12 protein-coding genes are annotated in these 15,986 nt (G+C 62.4%); 10 read left to right on the forward strand and 2 right to left on the reverse strand.

Annotated elements, in window-relative coordinates:
• Positions 1-596: 596 nt before the first annotated feature.
• Complete coding sequence (locus LBK75_03195) at positions 597-6,149, forward strand: glycoside hydrolase family 97 catalytic domain-containing protein (protein MDR1157300.1); 5,553 nt, start codon at positions 597-599, stop codon at positions 6,147-6,149.
• A 116-nt stretch (positions 6,150-6,265) separates the two neighbouring features.
• Here LBK75_03195 and LBK75_03200 read toward each other — a convergent pair whose 3' ends face one another.
• Entirely contained in the window at positions 6,266-6,646 is a 381-nt protein-coding gene (locus tag LBK75_03200; protein MDR1157301.1) for a metal-dependent transcriptional regulator, read from the reverse strand.
• A gap of 48 nt (positions 6,647-6,694) precedes the next feature.
• The gene (locus LBK75_03205; GenBank protein ID MDR1157302.1) at positions 6,695-7,630 is read right to left on the reverse strand and encodes an ACP S-malonyltransferase; all 936 of its coding nucleotides are present in this window, start codon (positions 7,628-7,630) and stop codon (positions 6,695-6,697) included.
• 111 nt (positions 7,631-7,741) lie between these two features.
• On the opposite strand from LBK75_03205, the gene LBK75_03210 reads away from it, so the two are divergent.
• From LBK75_03210 to LBK75_03250, 9 genes are all read left to right on the forward strand, one after another.
• The gene (locus LBK75_03210) at positions 7,742-8,680 is read left to right on the forward strand and encodes a ketoacyl-ACP synthase III (protein ID MDR1157303.1); all 939 of its coding nucleotides are present in this window, start codon (positions 7,742-7,744) and stop codon (positions 8,678-8,680) included.
• Positions 8,681-8,686: 6 nt separating this feature from the next.
• Positions 8,687-9,643: a nitronate monooxygenase gene (locus LBK75_03215; GenBank protein ID MDR1157304.1), complete on the forward strand. Its 957-nt coding sequence runs from the start codon at positions 8,687-8,689 to the stop codon at positions 9,641-9,643.
• Positions 9,644-9,653: 10 nt separating this feature from the next.
• Positions 9,654-10,403: a 3-oxoacyl-[acyl-carrier-protein] reductase gene (gene fabG, locus LBK75_03220; GenBank protein ID MDR1157305.1), complete on the forward strand. Its 750-nt coding sequence runs from the start codon at positions 9,654-9,656 to the stop codon at positions 10,401-10,403.
• A 72-nt stretch (positions 10,404-10,475) separates the two neighbouring features.
• A complete protein-coding gene (fabF, locus tag LBK75_03225; protein ID MDR1157306.1) occupies positions 10,476-11,708 on the forward strand; it encodes a beta-ketoacyl-ACP synthase II in 1,233 nt (410 codons plus the stop codon).
• A 44-nt stretch (positions 11,709-11,752) separates the two neighbouring features.
• Positions 11,753-12,208 carry an acetyl-CoA carboxylase biotin carboxyl carrier protein gene (accB, locus tag LBK75_03230; protein MDR1157307.1) on the forward strand — a complete coding sequence of 152 codons (456 nt, stop codon included), beginning with the start codon at positions 11,753-11,755 and terminating at the stop codon, positions 12,206-12,208.
• A gap of 2 nt (positions 12,209-12,210) precedes the next feature.
• Positions 12,211-12,633 (forward strand): 3-hydroxyacyl-ACP dehydratase FabZ, encoded by a 423-nt coding sequence (gene fabZ, locus LBK75_03235; GenBank protein ID MDR1157308.1) that lies wholly within the window; start codon positions 12,211-12,213, stop codon positions 12,631-12,633.
• 5 nt (positions 12,634-12,638) lie between these two features.
• Complete coding sequence (gene accC / locus LBK75_03240; protein MDR1157309.1) at positions 12,639-13,991, forward strand: acetyl-CoA carboxylase biotin carboxylase subunit; 1,353 nt, start codon at positions 12,639-12,641, stop codon at positions 13,989-13,991.
• Between the two features lie 93 nt (positions 13,992-14,084).
• The gene (gene accD, locus LBK75_03245) at positions 14,085-14,984 is read left to right on the forward strand and encodes an acetyl-CoA carboxylase, carboxyltransferase subunit beta (GenBank protein ID MDR1157310.1); all 900 of its coding nucleotides are present in this window, start codon (positions 14,085-14,087) and stop codon (positions 14,982-14,984) included.
• Positions 14,985-15,025: 41 nt separating this feature from the next.
• Entirely contained in the window at positions 15,026-15,844 is an 819-nt protein-coding gene (locus LBK75_03250; GenBank protein MDR1157311.1) for an acetyl-CoA carboxylase carboxyltransferase subunit alpha, read from the forward strand.
• Positions 15,845-15,986: the final 142 nt, after the last annotated feature.

Genomic DNA, 15,986 nt, shown 5'->3' on the forward strand with positions numbered 1-15,986 from the left:
TTGTACGATAGGAGACGCTCGTTTGTCGGCGTTTAAGAACCGCTTATCTTTTACATCGGTTGCCTCCACGCCGTAGTCGGCCACTCATAAAAACACTTTTTGGCGTACAAAAGACGAAATACCTCACTTTTGATATGTTATAATTTTCCACTAAAGTGAGCAGATGAAAGAAAATATTTTATACATTCCGGCCAATTTTTGGCGTGACGGAATGCACCAAAATGGAAAAGTATTCTATTTTTGCACGTAATTCGTCAACGGATGTTGCGCCCGCCGTAGAAACATGCGCTTCAACCATAAAAATTGACAGCTGGCTGTCGACAGAAAAGCACTTGAATTTTTGCAGTGATTGTGCTATAATCAATTTATTGGCAAATATTTCAGTATTTTTATCACTATTTTTGGATGAAATGCACTACACTGCGTCGGGGGCCCTTCTTTGTTTGTGTCGTATATGTGTCAAGGGATGTTGCGGCGAGGGCGCCGACTTGTGTGAAAGAGGTGATATGGGAAGGTTATAAACGATGTGCTTTAGAAAGCAGCATAGAAGTTTTTGAATCAAATGGAATTTACAAAAGAAAAGGAGAATTTCTCATATGCACCTGCTTAGAAAAAGAATGTTCAGTGCGCTTCTCGCCACGATGGTACTTTTTTCTTGCTTTGCGATGGGGACTTTTGCGGCGTCTATCACCGCCATTAGGGTGGATAACCCATCCTTTGAGTTTCTTGAAGTGGGCAAACAATACCAGTTTACTGCCACTGTGACGCCGGCGAACGCGGACGAATTGACGTGGAACGTCTGCCAGGAGGATGGATTGACGCCTTCCGACAAAGCTGTCATCGACAAAACGGGCCAGTTGACGGCCCAGGCCGGCGGGTACATAACAGTCGTCGCCTCCGATCCGGGAAAGTCCATCCGTAGCGCTTACCTGATGTTTATTCTGGACACCGCCAAAACTTATAACATCGTCAGTAAGCAGACAGCCAACGCGCTGACGGCCAACGCGGACGGCACGGCCGTCACGTTGTCGGCCCGCCAGGACACCGCCTCTCAGCAGTGGAGAGTCCATCTCAGCCCCGAGGGCTACATGAGATTCCAAAATGTAGCGAACGACAGGTTCATCCATGCGACCAGCCGCAGTGGGCTCTCCCTGGCCGAGGGCGCCGATACGGACAACCAGCTCTTTTCTGCGTCCGGCAAAGTGAATTATACGGTATCAAATTACACGTCCTATAACGACGGCCTGCCGCTTGTGGAACTCGGCGCCTTCCGCTTTACCAGCTTGCAGTATGCGAACAGAGTGTTCAGCGGCGGCAGTTCCCTGGGCCTGGCGGACATCGGAGCGGAAGATACTTACTATGAGCGGCGGCAGGCGCAGAAATACACCTTTGTGGAGTCCGGCGTGCCGGCTGTCGGCTTGGAAGGTCTGCGCAAAACAGCCAAAGTCGTGGGGACATTTGGCACGTCCCCATACAGCGCCACCGCCACTTTCGACAAGGCCTTTGACGGCGATATATCCACCTATTTCGACGGCGGCAGCGCCACCGGTTATGCCGGGATCGAGCTGGCGGAGCCGACCGTGATTACGGCGGCTCGGTTTTATCCCAGAAGCACTTACAACATACGCGCCTTCAGAGGCGTCATCCAGGGCTCAAATAGCAAGGAGTCCGGGTATGTGGATCTCTATCAGTTCAACGCCACGCCCTTTTCCACGGCGTGGACCACCGTGCGCATCAACAATACGACGGCCTACCGCTTCTATCGCTATTATTCGCCGCCCTACGGCTATACCAATGCCGCCGAGATCGAGTTCTATGAAGCCGATGTCGAAGAGAACAAAACAACCGTGCAAATCGAAGCTCCGGCGTTTCTGACGGTGGGGCAGTCCTGCGATTTGACAGTGACCTTTTCCCCGGAGGGCGCGTTTACCCCGGTTTGGGGCGTGTATCAGGAAGACGGTTACACGGCGACGGACAAGGCCTCCATCGACAGCGCAACCGGCCGGTTGACAGCGCGAGAGACAGGATATGTCACGGCAGTCGTCACAGATCAGGCGAAGACGGTGCGCGGTTCCTATCTGTTGTTCATCCTGGATCCGCAAAAGACCTATCAGATCGCCAGCAAGCAGTCGGGGCAGGTGTTGGCGGCCAATGCGGCGGGCGACGGCGTCGTGCTCCTCGAAGCGTCGCCCACCAGTCCCGCGCGGCAATGGGCCGTACGGGACGCCGGAGAAGGGCTGGTCTTTCAAAACGCCGGAAATGGGAAATTTATCCATATTTCACCGGAGACGGGCATTGTTTTGGCGGTGGAATCCGCCGACGCCGCGCAGCGGTTCGGGGTCGTCAGCAAGATCCCCTATACCGCAGAGGCGTATACACGATTCGGGCCTGTGACCGAGCTGGGCGCCTTCCAGTTTGAACATGACGGCGCTGTGCTCACCGCCGCCGACGGCGCACTTTTGCTGGCTCCGCCCATCACAGAGAACGGTGCGTCCGAACAGGGTGCGCGGCAAAAATGGACATTGGCGCCCACAGACGCGCCCGCCTTCAGTCTGGAGAGCCTGGTCAAATTGCCCGCCGCCGAGACGTTCGGCGGCTACGGAGATTCGTCCGCCGCCGAAAACGCGGCCAGCGCGGCGTTCGACGGCAACACGAGCACATATTTTGATAACAAGTACAACATCGGGTACACCGGCATCCGCTTGGAAAAACCGAGGGCGCTGAAAGCCGTCCGGATTTTTCCCAGGGAGGCGTACAACATCCGCATCTTCAAGGGGTACATCGAGGGGTCCGATGACGGCGTCTCTTTCGACAAACTGTATGAGTTCAATGCGGCGCCGGCCAGCGCCGGGTGGACGCAGTTCTATGTCAACGCCGCCAAACCCTATCTGTACTACCGTTATATCTCGCCGGAGTACGGCTACGGAAACGTCGCCGAAGTTGAATTTTACGCCGAAGCGGATCCCATGGAGGCGGCGGTTGTCTCGGAGACAGTGGCGTCCCCGGATGACCGCATTGCCTTCCGTCTGACGCTCAACGGTTACGGCGCGCTGCAATATTCCGTGATGCGCGACGGCGCCGAAGTCATTGAGGCGTCTGGCCTTGGCTTTGTGACGGGGGATGAGAGCTATACCGACGGCCTCGTCTATGCCGGCAAGGAGGAGACCTATGTGGACGCAGTGTTTCATATGGTCTCCGGCAAGAGTTCCACAGTCCGTGACAACTACAACCAAACTACGTTCCGTTTCACCAAAAACGGAAAGCCCTTTGGCGTCCGTGTCCGCGCTTATGACGACGGCGTCGGATTTAAGTACCTGCTGGACGGGAGCGGGACGGCCGTGGCCTCCGCCGAGAGGACTTCTTTCAAACTGCCGGCGGGCGCCACCACATGGGCCATGCCGTACCAGGCCGCCCACGAGACGCTCTATGTGAAAAAGCCGGCTGCGGCGCTCACGGGGTCGTACATCATGCCGTTTTTGGCCAATGTCCGTGACGATACCTTCGCGCTGCTCCTCCAGTCCGATTTGGACGCGCGGTATGTGGGGACACAGCTGACAGCCGGAGGGCTGGGGCTGCTGAACACCACATTTGTCAGCCAGCAGGGTTCCACGGCTGTGAATGTGGCGCTGCCCTTCGAAACCCCATGGCGCGCCGTCGCCATTGGATCTCTCAAAAATGTGGCGGAGAGCAACCTCGTGCAGTGCCTCGCGCCCGAGACGGCCATGGACGTCGGTTGGATTGAGCCGGGCGTCACCGCGTGGACTTGGTACAACAACGACTCCTGCCGCGATTTCGACGTTTACAAACAATACGTCGACCTGGCTTCGGAGATGGGCTGGAAGTACATCCTGCTGGATGAGGGATGGCAGCTCGGCAACAACGAGGGAACGGTCGGCGGCTCCAACTACTATGGTGTGCTTCCGTGGATTCCGGATCTCATCGAATACGGCCGCGAGAGGGGCGTCGGTCTGCTGGTCTGGGCGCACTACCGGGATATGCAGGGCGATAAGATAAGCCGCATCCAGGAGTGGGCCGAACTGGGCATCAAGGGCACCAAAGTGGATTTCTTCAACAGTGAGGCGCAGAGCGTTCTGGCCCAGATAGACCGAATCCGTGAGGAAACGGCGAAGTGGGGTCTGCTGCTCAATCTCCACGGCGCGGTGACGCCGACGGGCGAGAACCGCACCTATCCGCACCTCCTCTCGCGCGAGGGCGTCTATGGCGAGGAGCAGAAGAAGTGGAGCGATACGACCGTGGCGCAGGATATCATCCTGCCTTTCACCCGCAACGTCCCCGGCGAGATGGACTACACCCCGGCGTATTCCACGCTGTTCAATAGGGGCGACAACAGGACATACGGCTACAGCACCGCACTGACGGTGGTGTTTGAAAACGGCATTCCCTGTTTTGCCGACAAGCCCGATGTGTACCGCGCGGCCGCGACCTACGATTTCTTCCGGAACATTCCGGCGGTTTGGGATGAATCCCTCTTCTTGGGCGGTTACCCGGAGGAATATGCGACCTTTGCGAGAAGGAGCGGGGAAAACTGGTACATCGGCGCCATCACCGACGCGGCGCGGACGTTCACGGTCGACTTGGACTTCCTTGAGGAGGGGACATCCTATTACGCCTCCCTCTACACAGACGGCGCCACGCGGACGGACATCAGCATCGACTACCGGCGGGTGTCCAAAGGCGATACCATCGCGCTGCCCATGCTGCTCCACGGCGGCGCGGCGGTTAAACTCACGAAACAGGCGCCAAAGCTGCCAAGAAGCGTCACCGTCAGTCCGTCCGCCGTCGCCGTCGAGGTCGGCAAGACGGCCCGCTTTGATGTAGTGGTGGATACCTCGGACGGTATCCCGGACATCACGAAATTCGTCTGGGTGGCCGAAGATCCGGAGGTGGCGGAAGTTTCTCCTGTCGGCGTTGTGACGGGCAAAAAAGTGGGGTACACCAGGGTCTCGCTGATGGGTCCGACGGGCGCGCTTGCCACGGCGTATGTCACGGTGGATCCGGGCTATGTACTGAAGGCGCCCTGGCGCGTGCTGCGCGGGAACGCCAGCGCCGCCGTCCAGTCGCCCACGCGCCTTGAGGTAGCAACTGAGAGCGGCGATCTTTATCAGATGAGGAACAATGCGGGCACAGTGAACAACATCCACCTGGTTGACATCGCAAACACGGCGGACAGCAACTTCACCATCACGGCGGAGCTCACCTTCCAGCCCACCGTCAACTATCAAACGGCCGGGCTCACCGTCTATTTGGGAGACGGCAATTTCGTGTCGGTACTGCGGCGCTATCATTCCAGCGCCACGCCCTATAACTGCGTCATGTCCGTCATGAACACAAATGCCAGCGACACGGGGATAACCACCACGACGACGACGACGGAGACCCGCTACGCGGATGTCGCTACGGCGAAAATCTATCTAAAATTGGAAAAATTGGGCACTGCCATCACCGGCTATTACAGTGCCGACGGGGAATCGTGGACGGCGACCACAGCCCGGGTGAACAATTTGGTGAATGGTGCCCAGTCGCTCGGCGTCGGTTTCTACGCGGCCAACGGCAGCGGGTCGGCGTCCACTGCGGCGGTATTTGAGAACTTCCGGCTGAACGGCGAACTCATTCCCTTTTCAGAAAATGTCATCGCCGCCATCGCCGAGGAGGACATCTTGACATCCATCGGCGCCGCGCCCGCGCTCCCCGAGACGGTACGGGTGAGATACAGCGACAAATCGGAGGGGACAGCCGCTGTCACATGGAGTTCCTATGACGCCTCCCTGCTCAATACACCCGGCGTTTTTGTGGTGGAAGGAGCCATTGAGGGGACGGACGTCAAGGCGAAGGCCCGTGTGACGGTTCTGCCGCCCGTGCTCACGGCGTCGCTTGCACTGTCGTCTCCGGCGCCCGGCCGCGTGAGGGCCGACGCGACGCTGCGCAACGGCGGCGCGCCGGTTGCCTATGTGTTCATCCTTGCCCTCTACGACGCCTCCGGACGTCTGGCCGACACGGTATTCTCGGACGGAACCGCGGCGTTATCGGAGCAAGCGTCGCTTGAAACCGCGCTGCCGGAGGGCGGCACGGCCCGCGCATTCCTTTGGGAAGCGTCCACGTTCCGACCGCTGGCCGAAAGCGCCGGCTGACGATACGCCCGTGCGCCGCCGCCGAATTTCGGTGCGCAGTGTACAAAAAGGCCGCTCTCTCCCCGTCGCACGGCGGAGAGGGCGGCCTTTTCTACTTTTTATGGATGCGCAGCCCCTCAGCTGATGTTATGTTCGCGGAGATAGCGGCGGATGGCGAGGAGGGAGGCGTCCGACATGATGTGTTCGATGGCGCAGGCGTCTTGTTCTGCCTCGGCGGGGTCCACGTGCAGGACGCGAATCAGAAAGAGCTCGATGGCCTCGTGCTTGCTGCAGATCCAGCGGGCCAGCCGCTGGCCCTCCTCGGTGATGCGCACCTCGCGGTATCGGGCGCCCTCCACCAGCCCCATCTCGTGCAGCACGGATACGGCGCGGTTCACGGTTGCCTTTGTCACGTCCATCTTCGCGGCAATGTCCGTTACGCGCGCGCGCCCATTCTGCTCGCACAGGGCGTAGACGGTCTCAAGATACCCCTCCATCTTGATCGTGAGCTTCTGCATGGCGCGCCTCCTTCGGAACGATTTACCCCAATTGGCTCTTGGCCGCGCTCACGCACCGCCCGGCGCGAAGGCACGCAGGGCCTCGATATCCGCCGGGGTGGCGGCGGGCAGGAGACGGCGTGTGCGGTCGATGCGTTTGATGAGTCCGAGCAGCGTCCGGCCCTCGCCCACTTCGACAAAAGTATCGGCCCCCGCCGCCGCCATAGAGAGGACGCAGCGCCGCCAGCGCACGGGGCTGCACATCTGCAGCGCCATGTGGGCGGGCAGGTCGGCGCTGTCCGGCAGACGGTCCCCGGTCACGTTTGTATACAGCGGAAGTCGCGGCGGGTGGACGGCGAAACCCGCCATGGCCGCGCGCAGCGTCTCGGCGGCCGGAGCCATGTCCGGTGTGTGAAAAGCAGCCGACAGCGCGAGCGGAACCACTTTCATCGCACCGGCCTCGCGGCAGCGCTGTCCGGCGGCGGCGACGGCGTCCGGCGTGCCGGCGATGACCGTCTGGCCGGGCGCGTTGTCGTTGACGGGCTGCGCCTCGCCGCCGGCCTCGCGGCAGATTGCCTCCACCGTGTCCCAGGCGAGGCCGAGCACGGCGGTCATCGCGCCGCCCCGGTTGTCGGCGGCCCGTTGCATGGCCTGCGCGCGGGCGCGCACCAGGCGCAGGCCGTCATCCCAAGTGAGAAACCCGGCCGCGCACAGCGCCGTACACTCCCCAAGGGAGAATCCCGCGACGGCGGCGGGTGTAAGGCCAAAAGACGTGAGCACCCAGTGTGCGGCCATGCCGACGACAAACAGTGCCACCTGAGCGTGCTCGGTGCGGGCCAGTACGGCTTCCTCCGTCTCGAAACACAGCGTTTTGGAATCGATCTCCAGCACGTCGCCGGCCAGCGCGAAGGCTTCGCGCGCCGGGGCGTATTGCTCGTACAGTGCGCGTCCCATCCCGGGCCGCTGGGCCCCCTGACCGGGGTAAACGAAAGCAAAGGTTGACATCGGTGCTTCTCTCCCAGTATAATTGGTCTGTTATCCTTTGGGCTCGAGTGGGTTATCAGCTTGTTTAAGTATATCATAAAAAATCCCTGACGCAAGAGGGGGCTTGGCATTTTGAGAGTATACGTGGCCGGCACGGGCCGATGCCTGCCGCCGGATGTCCTGACCAACGCGGACTTGGCCCGCATGGTGGACACCTCGGACGAATGGATCGTCGGACACACCGGCATCCGGACCCGCCACATCGCGAAGACGATGAAAAATGTCGATATGGCGGAAGCAGCCGCGCGCGCCGCGATGGAAAACGCCGGCTGCACGCCCGCCGACATCGATATGGTGGTGGTGTCAACCGTCACACCGGACCGGATGTACCCCGCGCTGGCCTGCGATCTGCAAAACCGGCTGGATCTGCCGGACGTCTTCTGTATGGATGTCAGCGCCGCTTGCAGCGGTTTTATCTATGCGGTCGATGTGGCGGCCCGCCGCATCCTGACCGGCGGCGCGCGGACGGCGCTGGTCGTGGCGTCCGAGAAGCTCACCGCTACGGTGGATTACACAGATCGCACCACCTGCATCCTGTTCGGCGACGGCGCGGGCGCCGCCGTGCTGCGGGGGGACGAGAAGGCAGGCGGCGGCTGGCTAGGGTCCTTTCTGGCCGCCCGGGGCGACGACGGCGCCGCGTTGCGCTGTATGCCGGGCGGACGGATCAAAATGGAGGGGCATGAGGTGTTCCGTTTCGCCGTGCGGGTCATGCCGGAGGCCATCGAGAAACTGTTGGTCCGCACGGGGCACGCGATTTCGGACTGCAAATTTGTCATCCCGCACCAGGCGAATCTTCGCATCATCAGAGCCGTGCAGCGCCGGTACGCGCTGCCGGAAGAAAAAGTGGTCGTTACGGTCGACCGCTACGGCAACATGTCCAGCGCCTGCATCCCCGTCGCACTGGACGAACTAAACCGGGCGGGACGTCTGGAACCGGGCGACCTGCTGCTGATGGTTGGGTTCGGCGCGGGGCTCACCTATGGCGCCGCTCTTTTTGAATGGAGTGAATGAAACAATATGGTTTCCACACGATTTTCTCGGATGCTCGGGCTCAAATATCCCATCGTCCAGGGCGGCATGGCTTGGGTGGCGGAGGCCACGCTGGCCGCCGCCGTGTCGCAGGCGGGTGGGCTCGGGCTCATCGCCGGCGGCGCGGCTCCGGCGGATGTCATCCGCCGTGAGATACGCCGCGCGAAAGAGTTGACACAGCATCCGTTTGGCGTTAACATCATGCTGATGAGCGAATTTGCCGACGACCTGGCCCAGCTCGTGCTCGACGAGAAAGTACCGGTCGTGACGACGGGCGCAGGCAGCCCGGGGCGCTTTATGGCTGCCTGGCGGGAGGCGGGCGTCGCCGTCGTCCCGGTCGTTGCCTCCGTGGCGCTGGCCAAGCGCATGGAGAAACTGGGCGCGGCCGCCGTGGTGGCGGAGGGCTGCGAGTCCGGTGGGCACATCGGGGAGCTTGCGACGATGGCGTTGGTGCCGCAGGTGGCGGACGCGGTGGAGATCCCGGTGGTCGCCGCCGGCGGCATCGCGGACGGACGCACGTTGGCTGCTGCCTTTCTGCTGGGGGCGGAGGGGGTGCAGTGCGGTACCTGTTTTCTGCCAGCCGACGAGTGCCAGATCCATGAGAACTACAAGAAGATGATCTTAGAGGCGCATGACACCAGTACGATCGTCACCGGACGCTACGGTGCCGGGCACCCCATTCGGCAGCTCAAGAACCAAATGGCGCGGGACTACATCGGACTGGAGAAGAGCGGCGCCACACTGGAAGATCTCGAAAAGGCGGCCGCCGGATCACTGCGCCGCGCCGTGCAGGAGGGCGACACCCGGCAGGGGTCTTTCATGGCGGGACAGATCGCGGGGCTTGTGAAGACCCGCGCAAAGGCGGCGGAGATCATCGAAACAATGTTTGCCGATGCGGCCCGGCGGCTGACGGCCGCGCAGGGAGCGTGGGGGATTGAGAATTGAGGGTGGAGAATTGAAAGTGGAGCGCGGGGAGAAAGTCGCGTTGGTGACCGGCGCATCCCGGGGGATCGGCGCGGCGATCGCGCGCGCGCTGGCCGCTGATGGGTTTTCTTTAATGCTGAGCTGCCGTGGGAACACGGATCGCGCCGAAGCGGTGGCGGAGGCATGCCGTGCCGAGGGCGTGTCCGCCGCCGTGTGGACGGGGGACCTGGCCGCTCCGACCGCCTGCCGGCAGCTGGCGGAGGAGACGTGGACGCGTTTCGGACGGATCGACGTGCTGGTGAACAACGCCGGCGTCACGCGGGACGGCCTGCTGGTGCGCATGACGGACGCGCAGTGGGACGAAGTGATCGCGATGAATCTGACCGCGGGTTATCAAATGATGCGGCATGTCACGCCGCGCATGTTCCGGGCGCGCCGCGGGCGGGTCATCAACATCGCCTCGGTGGCCGGTGTGACCGGCAATGCGGGCCAGACCAATTACGCCGCTGCCAAGGCGGGGCTCATCGGCCTGACCAAGGCGGCGGCCAAAGAGTTGGGCAGCCGCGGCATCACGGTCAACGCCGTGGCGCCGGGGCTGATTGAGACAGATATGACGGACGCACTGACCGATCAACAGCGGGAGGCCGTGCTGTCGCACGTATCGGCCGGCCGCGTGGGACGCCCCGAAGAGGTGGCCGCCGTGGTGGCCTTTTTGGCGTCCGAGGGCGCGGCTTACATCACGGGCCAGGTGATTCGTGTGGACGGCGGCCTGGTGCTCTGAGCGCCCGCGCGGTACCTTTGGAGACAATATTTCGCGGTATCGATCGCGATATCGATAGGGAGGCGGGAGACTATGGTCCGTGTGGTGATCACCGGCATCGGTGTGGTGAGCCCGGTGGGGTTGGGCGTCGAGGCCTTTTGGAACAACTTGCTGGCCGGTGTCTGCGGCATTGTGCCGATCACTCGATTTGACACGACCGGGTACAAGGCCAAGTTGGCCGGCGAAGTGAACGATTTTCGGGCTGAGGATTTCATAGAAAAGCGAGAAGCCCGTCGCATGGACCGGTACTGTCAGTTCGCCGTGGCGGCCACGCGCATGGCGGTGGCGGACGCCGCCGCAGATTTCACCGGGGACACGGACACCGTGGGTTCCTACATAGGCAGTGGCATCGGCGGCATCCTGACCTTGGAAGCGGAACATCAAAAGTTGATGGAGCGGGGGCCCGGGCGAGTGTCGCCCTTCTTTATTCCGATGATGATCTCCAACATGGCGTCCGGCGTGGTCTCGATGACGTTTGGCCTCAAGGGGGCATCCTACTGCCCGGTGAGCGCCTGCGCGTCTGGGACCAACGCCGTGGGCGAAGCCTTTTTGGCGATCCAGCGGGGCGAACTCACCGCCTGCCTGGCCGGCGGGGCAGAGGCCGCCGTCACGCCGTTGTCGTTGGCAGGATTTTCCAATATGACGGCACTCTCCAGCGCGGACGACCCGGCGCTGGGGCTGTTGCCGTTTGACAAGCGGCGCGCGGGCTTCATCATGGGCGAGGGTGCCGGGATACTGGTGCTCGAATCGCTGGAGAGAGCGCGCGCCCGCGGCGCGCGGGTCTACTGCGAAATTGTGGGGTATGGCGCGACGTCGGACGCCTACCACATTACAAGCCCGGACCCAGAGGGCGCGGGCGCGGCGCGGGCGATGATCCGGGCGATGGCCCAGGCGGGGCTGGCGCCGCGGGAGATCACATACATCAACGCCCACGGCACCGGCACGCAGCTCAACGACGCGGTGGAGACAGTGGCTCTCCATCGGGCGTTGGGCGAAGCCGCTGCGCAAGTGGCCGTGAGTTCGACGAAGTCGATGACGGGGCATCTGCTGGGCGCGGCCGGCGGCATCGAGGCGGCCGCTTCCGTGTTGGCGGTGTATGGGGACGCGATGCCTCCCACCATCCATTACGAGGAACGGGACCCGGCCTGCGACTTGGACTATGTGCCGAATACGGCGCGTCGCGCGCCCGTGTACGCGGCTCTCAGCAATTCGTTCGGTTTCGGCGGACACAACGCGTCCCTGCTCTTCCGGAAGTATGAGGCGTGAATGGTGAGAAGCGGACGGAAGGCGGACGGGAAGGAGTATAGGGCATGACGCAGAGAGAAATTTTGGATTTGTTGGAGGGCGTACTGACCCGGTTGGCGGGCACCGACGTCGGTGTGCTGCTGGTTGAGGACGAGGGCAGCGGACTGAAGCTGCGCATCGAACGCGCCGCTGCGCCGTCGCCGGTGTGTGGGACGTCGGAAAAAACGCCCGCGCCGGCGGTGTGGGCGAGGGCGCCGGAGGCGGTGTCCGCCGCATCGGAACTTGTGGAAATCCGCGCCCCCATTGTGGGGACGTTTTACGCGGCGCCCGCGCCGGACGCGCCGCCCTTTGTCACGGCCGGGCAGGTGGTGTCTAAGGGAGACACGCTGTGTATCATCGAGGCCATGAAGATGATGAACGAGATCGAGGCCGAGCGCGACGGGGTAATTGTGCGCGTGTTGGCGCAAAATGGTGGTCTCGTCGAGTTCGGCCAGCCGCTGTTTGAGATGGAGGGAGTGTGAGGATGCTGGGAGGCGAGGAAATTCAAAAGATCATCCCGCATCGGCCGCCGTTTTTGCTGCTGGATGAGATCGACGAACTTGAGCCCGGCGTCCGGGCTGTCGGCCGCTGGCGGCTCACCGGCGCGGAGGATTTTTTTCGGGGCCATTTCCCTGGCCAGCCGGTGCTGCCCGGGGTGTTGATCATCGAATCGATGGCGCAGACAGGCGGTGTGGTCATGCTGTCGCTGCCGTGCTACGCCGGCAAGCTCGCCTATTTTGCGGGGATCGACAAAGTGCGCTTTCGGCGGAAAGTCTTCCCGGGCGACTGTCTTGAGACAGACGTACGGATTGAGCGCGTGTTCCAAAATATCGGGTACGGAAAGGCCACGGCCTCGGTGAACGGGGAGAAGGCGGCCTCCGGCACCTTGAAATTTTCGATTGGGTAGGGGCTATGTTTAAACGAATTCTCATTGCCAACCGCGGGGAGATCGCGGTGCGGATCATCCGCACCTGCCGTGACCTTGGTATCATCTCGGTCGCGGTTTTTTCCGAGGCGGACAGGGACTCGATGCATGCGCAGATCGCCGACGAGGCCGTCTGTATCGGGCCGGCGGCCTTGGGGGAGAGCTATCTGAACGTCGACCGAATTTTGGCCGCAGCGCTGGCCATCGGCGCCGACGCCGTGCACCCTGGGTACGGTTTTTTGTCGGAGAACGCGCACTTTGCCGAGTGTGTGGCGGCATGCGGACTGACATTCATCGGACCGCCCCCGGAGGCCATCCGGCTGCTCGGGGACAAGGCGCGGGCTATCCGGACCGCCCGGGACGCCGGCGTGCCGGTGGTACCGGGTTCGGAAGGGGTGGTCCGGGACACGACGCAGGCCGCCGCCGTGGCGCGCAAGGTAGGCTATCCGCTGCTCATCAAGGCTGTCTCCGGCGGCGGCGGGCGCGGCATCCGTCTGGTGGAGGATCCGGCGGCGCTGCCGACGGCCTACATCGCGGCGTGCGCCGAGGCGCACGCCAATTTTGGCGACGGCAGCGTGTATATGGAGCGTTTCCTCCACCGGCCCCGCCACATCGAATTTCAGATACTGGGCGATCAATACGGGCAGATTGTGCACCTGTTTGAGCGCGAGTGCTCGATCCAGCGCCGCCACCAGAAGTTGATTGAGGAGTCGCCGAGCCCTCTGCTCACCGCCGGCCTGCGCGCGGAGATGGGGGCGGCGGCGGTGCGGCTGGCCCAGGCGGCCGGCTACTGCAATGCGGGCACCGTTGAGTTTCTGGTGGACGAGAACCGGGCGTTTTATTTCATGGAGATGAATCCGCGCATCCAGGTGGAGCATCCGGTGACGGAGTGTGTGACAGGCTTCGATCTTGTGGCCGAGCAGATCCGGATCGCCGCCGGGCAGCCGCTTGGCCTCTCGCAGGCGGACCTGCGGCAGTGGGGGCACGCCATCGAATGCCGTGTGAACGCGGAGGATCCCATGCGCGACTTCCTGCCTGGTCCGGGTCCCATCCGGACGCTCAACCTGCCGGGCGGGCCGGGGGTGCGGGTGGATGCCGCCATCTACCAGGACTATGTGGTGCCGCCCTACTACGACTCCCTGCTGGCCAAATTGATCACCCACGGACATGACAGGCGTCAGGCGCTGGCGCGCGCCCGGCGCGCCATGGCCGAGTTCCACGTGGAGGGCGTGCCCACCACGACCGACTTCCAATTGCAGATCCTGCGCGAGCCGGACTTTGCCGCCGGGAATTTTTCGATCGACTATCTTGAGACGCACACATTTCCGCCCGTTGGGTGATCCTTGGCGGCGGAGCGCCGGGGTGAAGCGGATACTTGTCCGTCGGCGCCGGGTCTTGGCGCCGCGGACACACGAAGGGGAAGGAGAGGGCGCATGCTGAAAGATCTCTTCAAAAAGGCGCGGTATGTCTCGGTGCCGCTCGCACAGCGTGTCCGTCAGGAGGCGGAAGTGGACCTGCCAGACGATCTGTACCGCCCGTGTCCCTCATGTGGCAAGGCGGTCTTTCGAGAGGAGTTTGAGGCCGCGCACAAGGTATGTCCGCTGTGTGGCCGTCATGAGCGCCTCACGGCGCAGGAGCGGATTCTGACCACGGCAGACGCCGACAGTTTTGAGGAGCTGTTTGTCGATGTGCAGACGGTCAACCCGCTGGAGTTTCCGGGGTACACGCGGAAGATCGACGTCCTCCGGAAGAAGACCGGGCTTGAGGAGGCCGTTGTGACCGGACGGTGCCGGATTCAGGGGCATGAGACACTGCTGGCCGTGATGGACAGCCGGTTCCTGATGGCCTCGATGGGCAGCGTCGTGGGCGAAAAGCTGACAAGATTGTTTGAGGCCGGCCGCGCCGGGAGGCTGCCGGTCGTCCTGTTCGCGGCGTCGGGCGGTGCGCGGATGCAGGAGGGCATTCTGTCCCTCATGCAGATGGCGAAGGTCAGCGGGGCCGTGGGCGCGCACGGGGCCGCCGGCGGCCTGTACATCACGGTGCTGACTGACCCGACGACCGGAGGTGTCACGGCGAGCTTTGCGATGCTGGGCGACATCATCTTGGCCGAACCCGGGGCGCTGATTGGGTTTGCCGGCAAACGCGTCATCGAGGGTACGATCCATCATCAGCTCCCGGAGGGTTTTCAGAGCGCCGAGTTCCAGCAGGCGCACGGTTTTGTGGACGGCATTGTGCCCCGCGGCGCCCTGCGGGACATGCTGGGTAAGCTGCTGGCTTGGCACCGGGGACCGGGGGTCCAAAGCGCGGCGGACGAGCCCGCGGCGGGTCTGTGAGATGAGGCAGCCAAGAGACGAGAGAGGAGAGACGTCCGGATATGGCGATTAAGGAGGCGGCGATGTCGCCCGCCGTGCGGAAGATGGAACTGGCCCGTCTGCGCGGCCGGCCCACGCTCCGCGACTACATACCCCTTCTGTTTGAAGACTTCATCGAGCTGTACGGGGACAGGATGTTTGCCGACGACAGCGCCGTCTTGGGCGGCTTGGCACTGTTGGAGGACCGCCCCGTCACCGTAATTGGGCATGTCAAAGGGAAGAGCACCCGGGAAAACATCGACGTCAATTTTGGTATGGCCCATCCGGAGGGCTACCGCAAAGCGCTGCGTCTCATGAAACAGGCGGGAAAATTTGGAAGACCTGTCGTGTGTCTGGTGGATACGCCGGGCGCTTTTTGCGGAGTGGGCGCGGAGGAACGGGGTCAGGGCGAGGCCATTGCGCGCAATCTGATGGAGATGATGGCACTCACTGTCCCTGTTGTGTCGGTGGTCACCGGCGAGGGAGGCAGCGGCGGCGCGTTGGGGCTGGCCGTGGCCAACCGGGTGTTGATGTTGGAGAACGCGGTGTATTCGGTCATCTCGCCGAAGGGCTGTGCGAGCATTCTCTGGAAGGACCCGGCGCGGGAGTATGAAGCCGCCGATCTGTTGCAGATCACGGCGGAGGATCTGTTGCGCCTCGGCGTCGTCGACGGGATCATCCCGGAACCGGAAGGCGGCGCGCACAGGAATGTGCGCAAGACGGCTCTGGCGATCCGGGCCGCCGTCACCGCCGCGCTGACCGCGTTGGAGGAAGAGACGGATCTTGCCCAGAAGCGATACGACAAATTCCGAGCCATGGGCGTATTTCAAATCGACGAATAAACAACAGCTCGGGTCGCAGTCGCCTAAGGTGTGTTTGAAAAACAGGGGATTGTAAAAAAGTGCACAAAAAGGTAAAATACAGTCAACGAAATGGGCGAGGTGAAGGGAATGCGTCGTTATGAGTTGACGGACAGCGAATGGA

It is taken from the genome of Oscillospiraceae bacterium (assembly GCA_031265355.1).
Classification (GTDB): domain Bacteria; phylum Bacillota; class Clostridia; order Oscillospirales; family UBA929; genus JAIRTA01.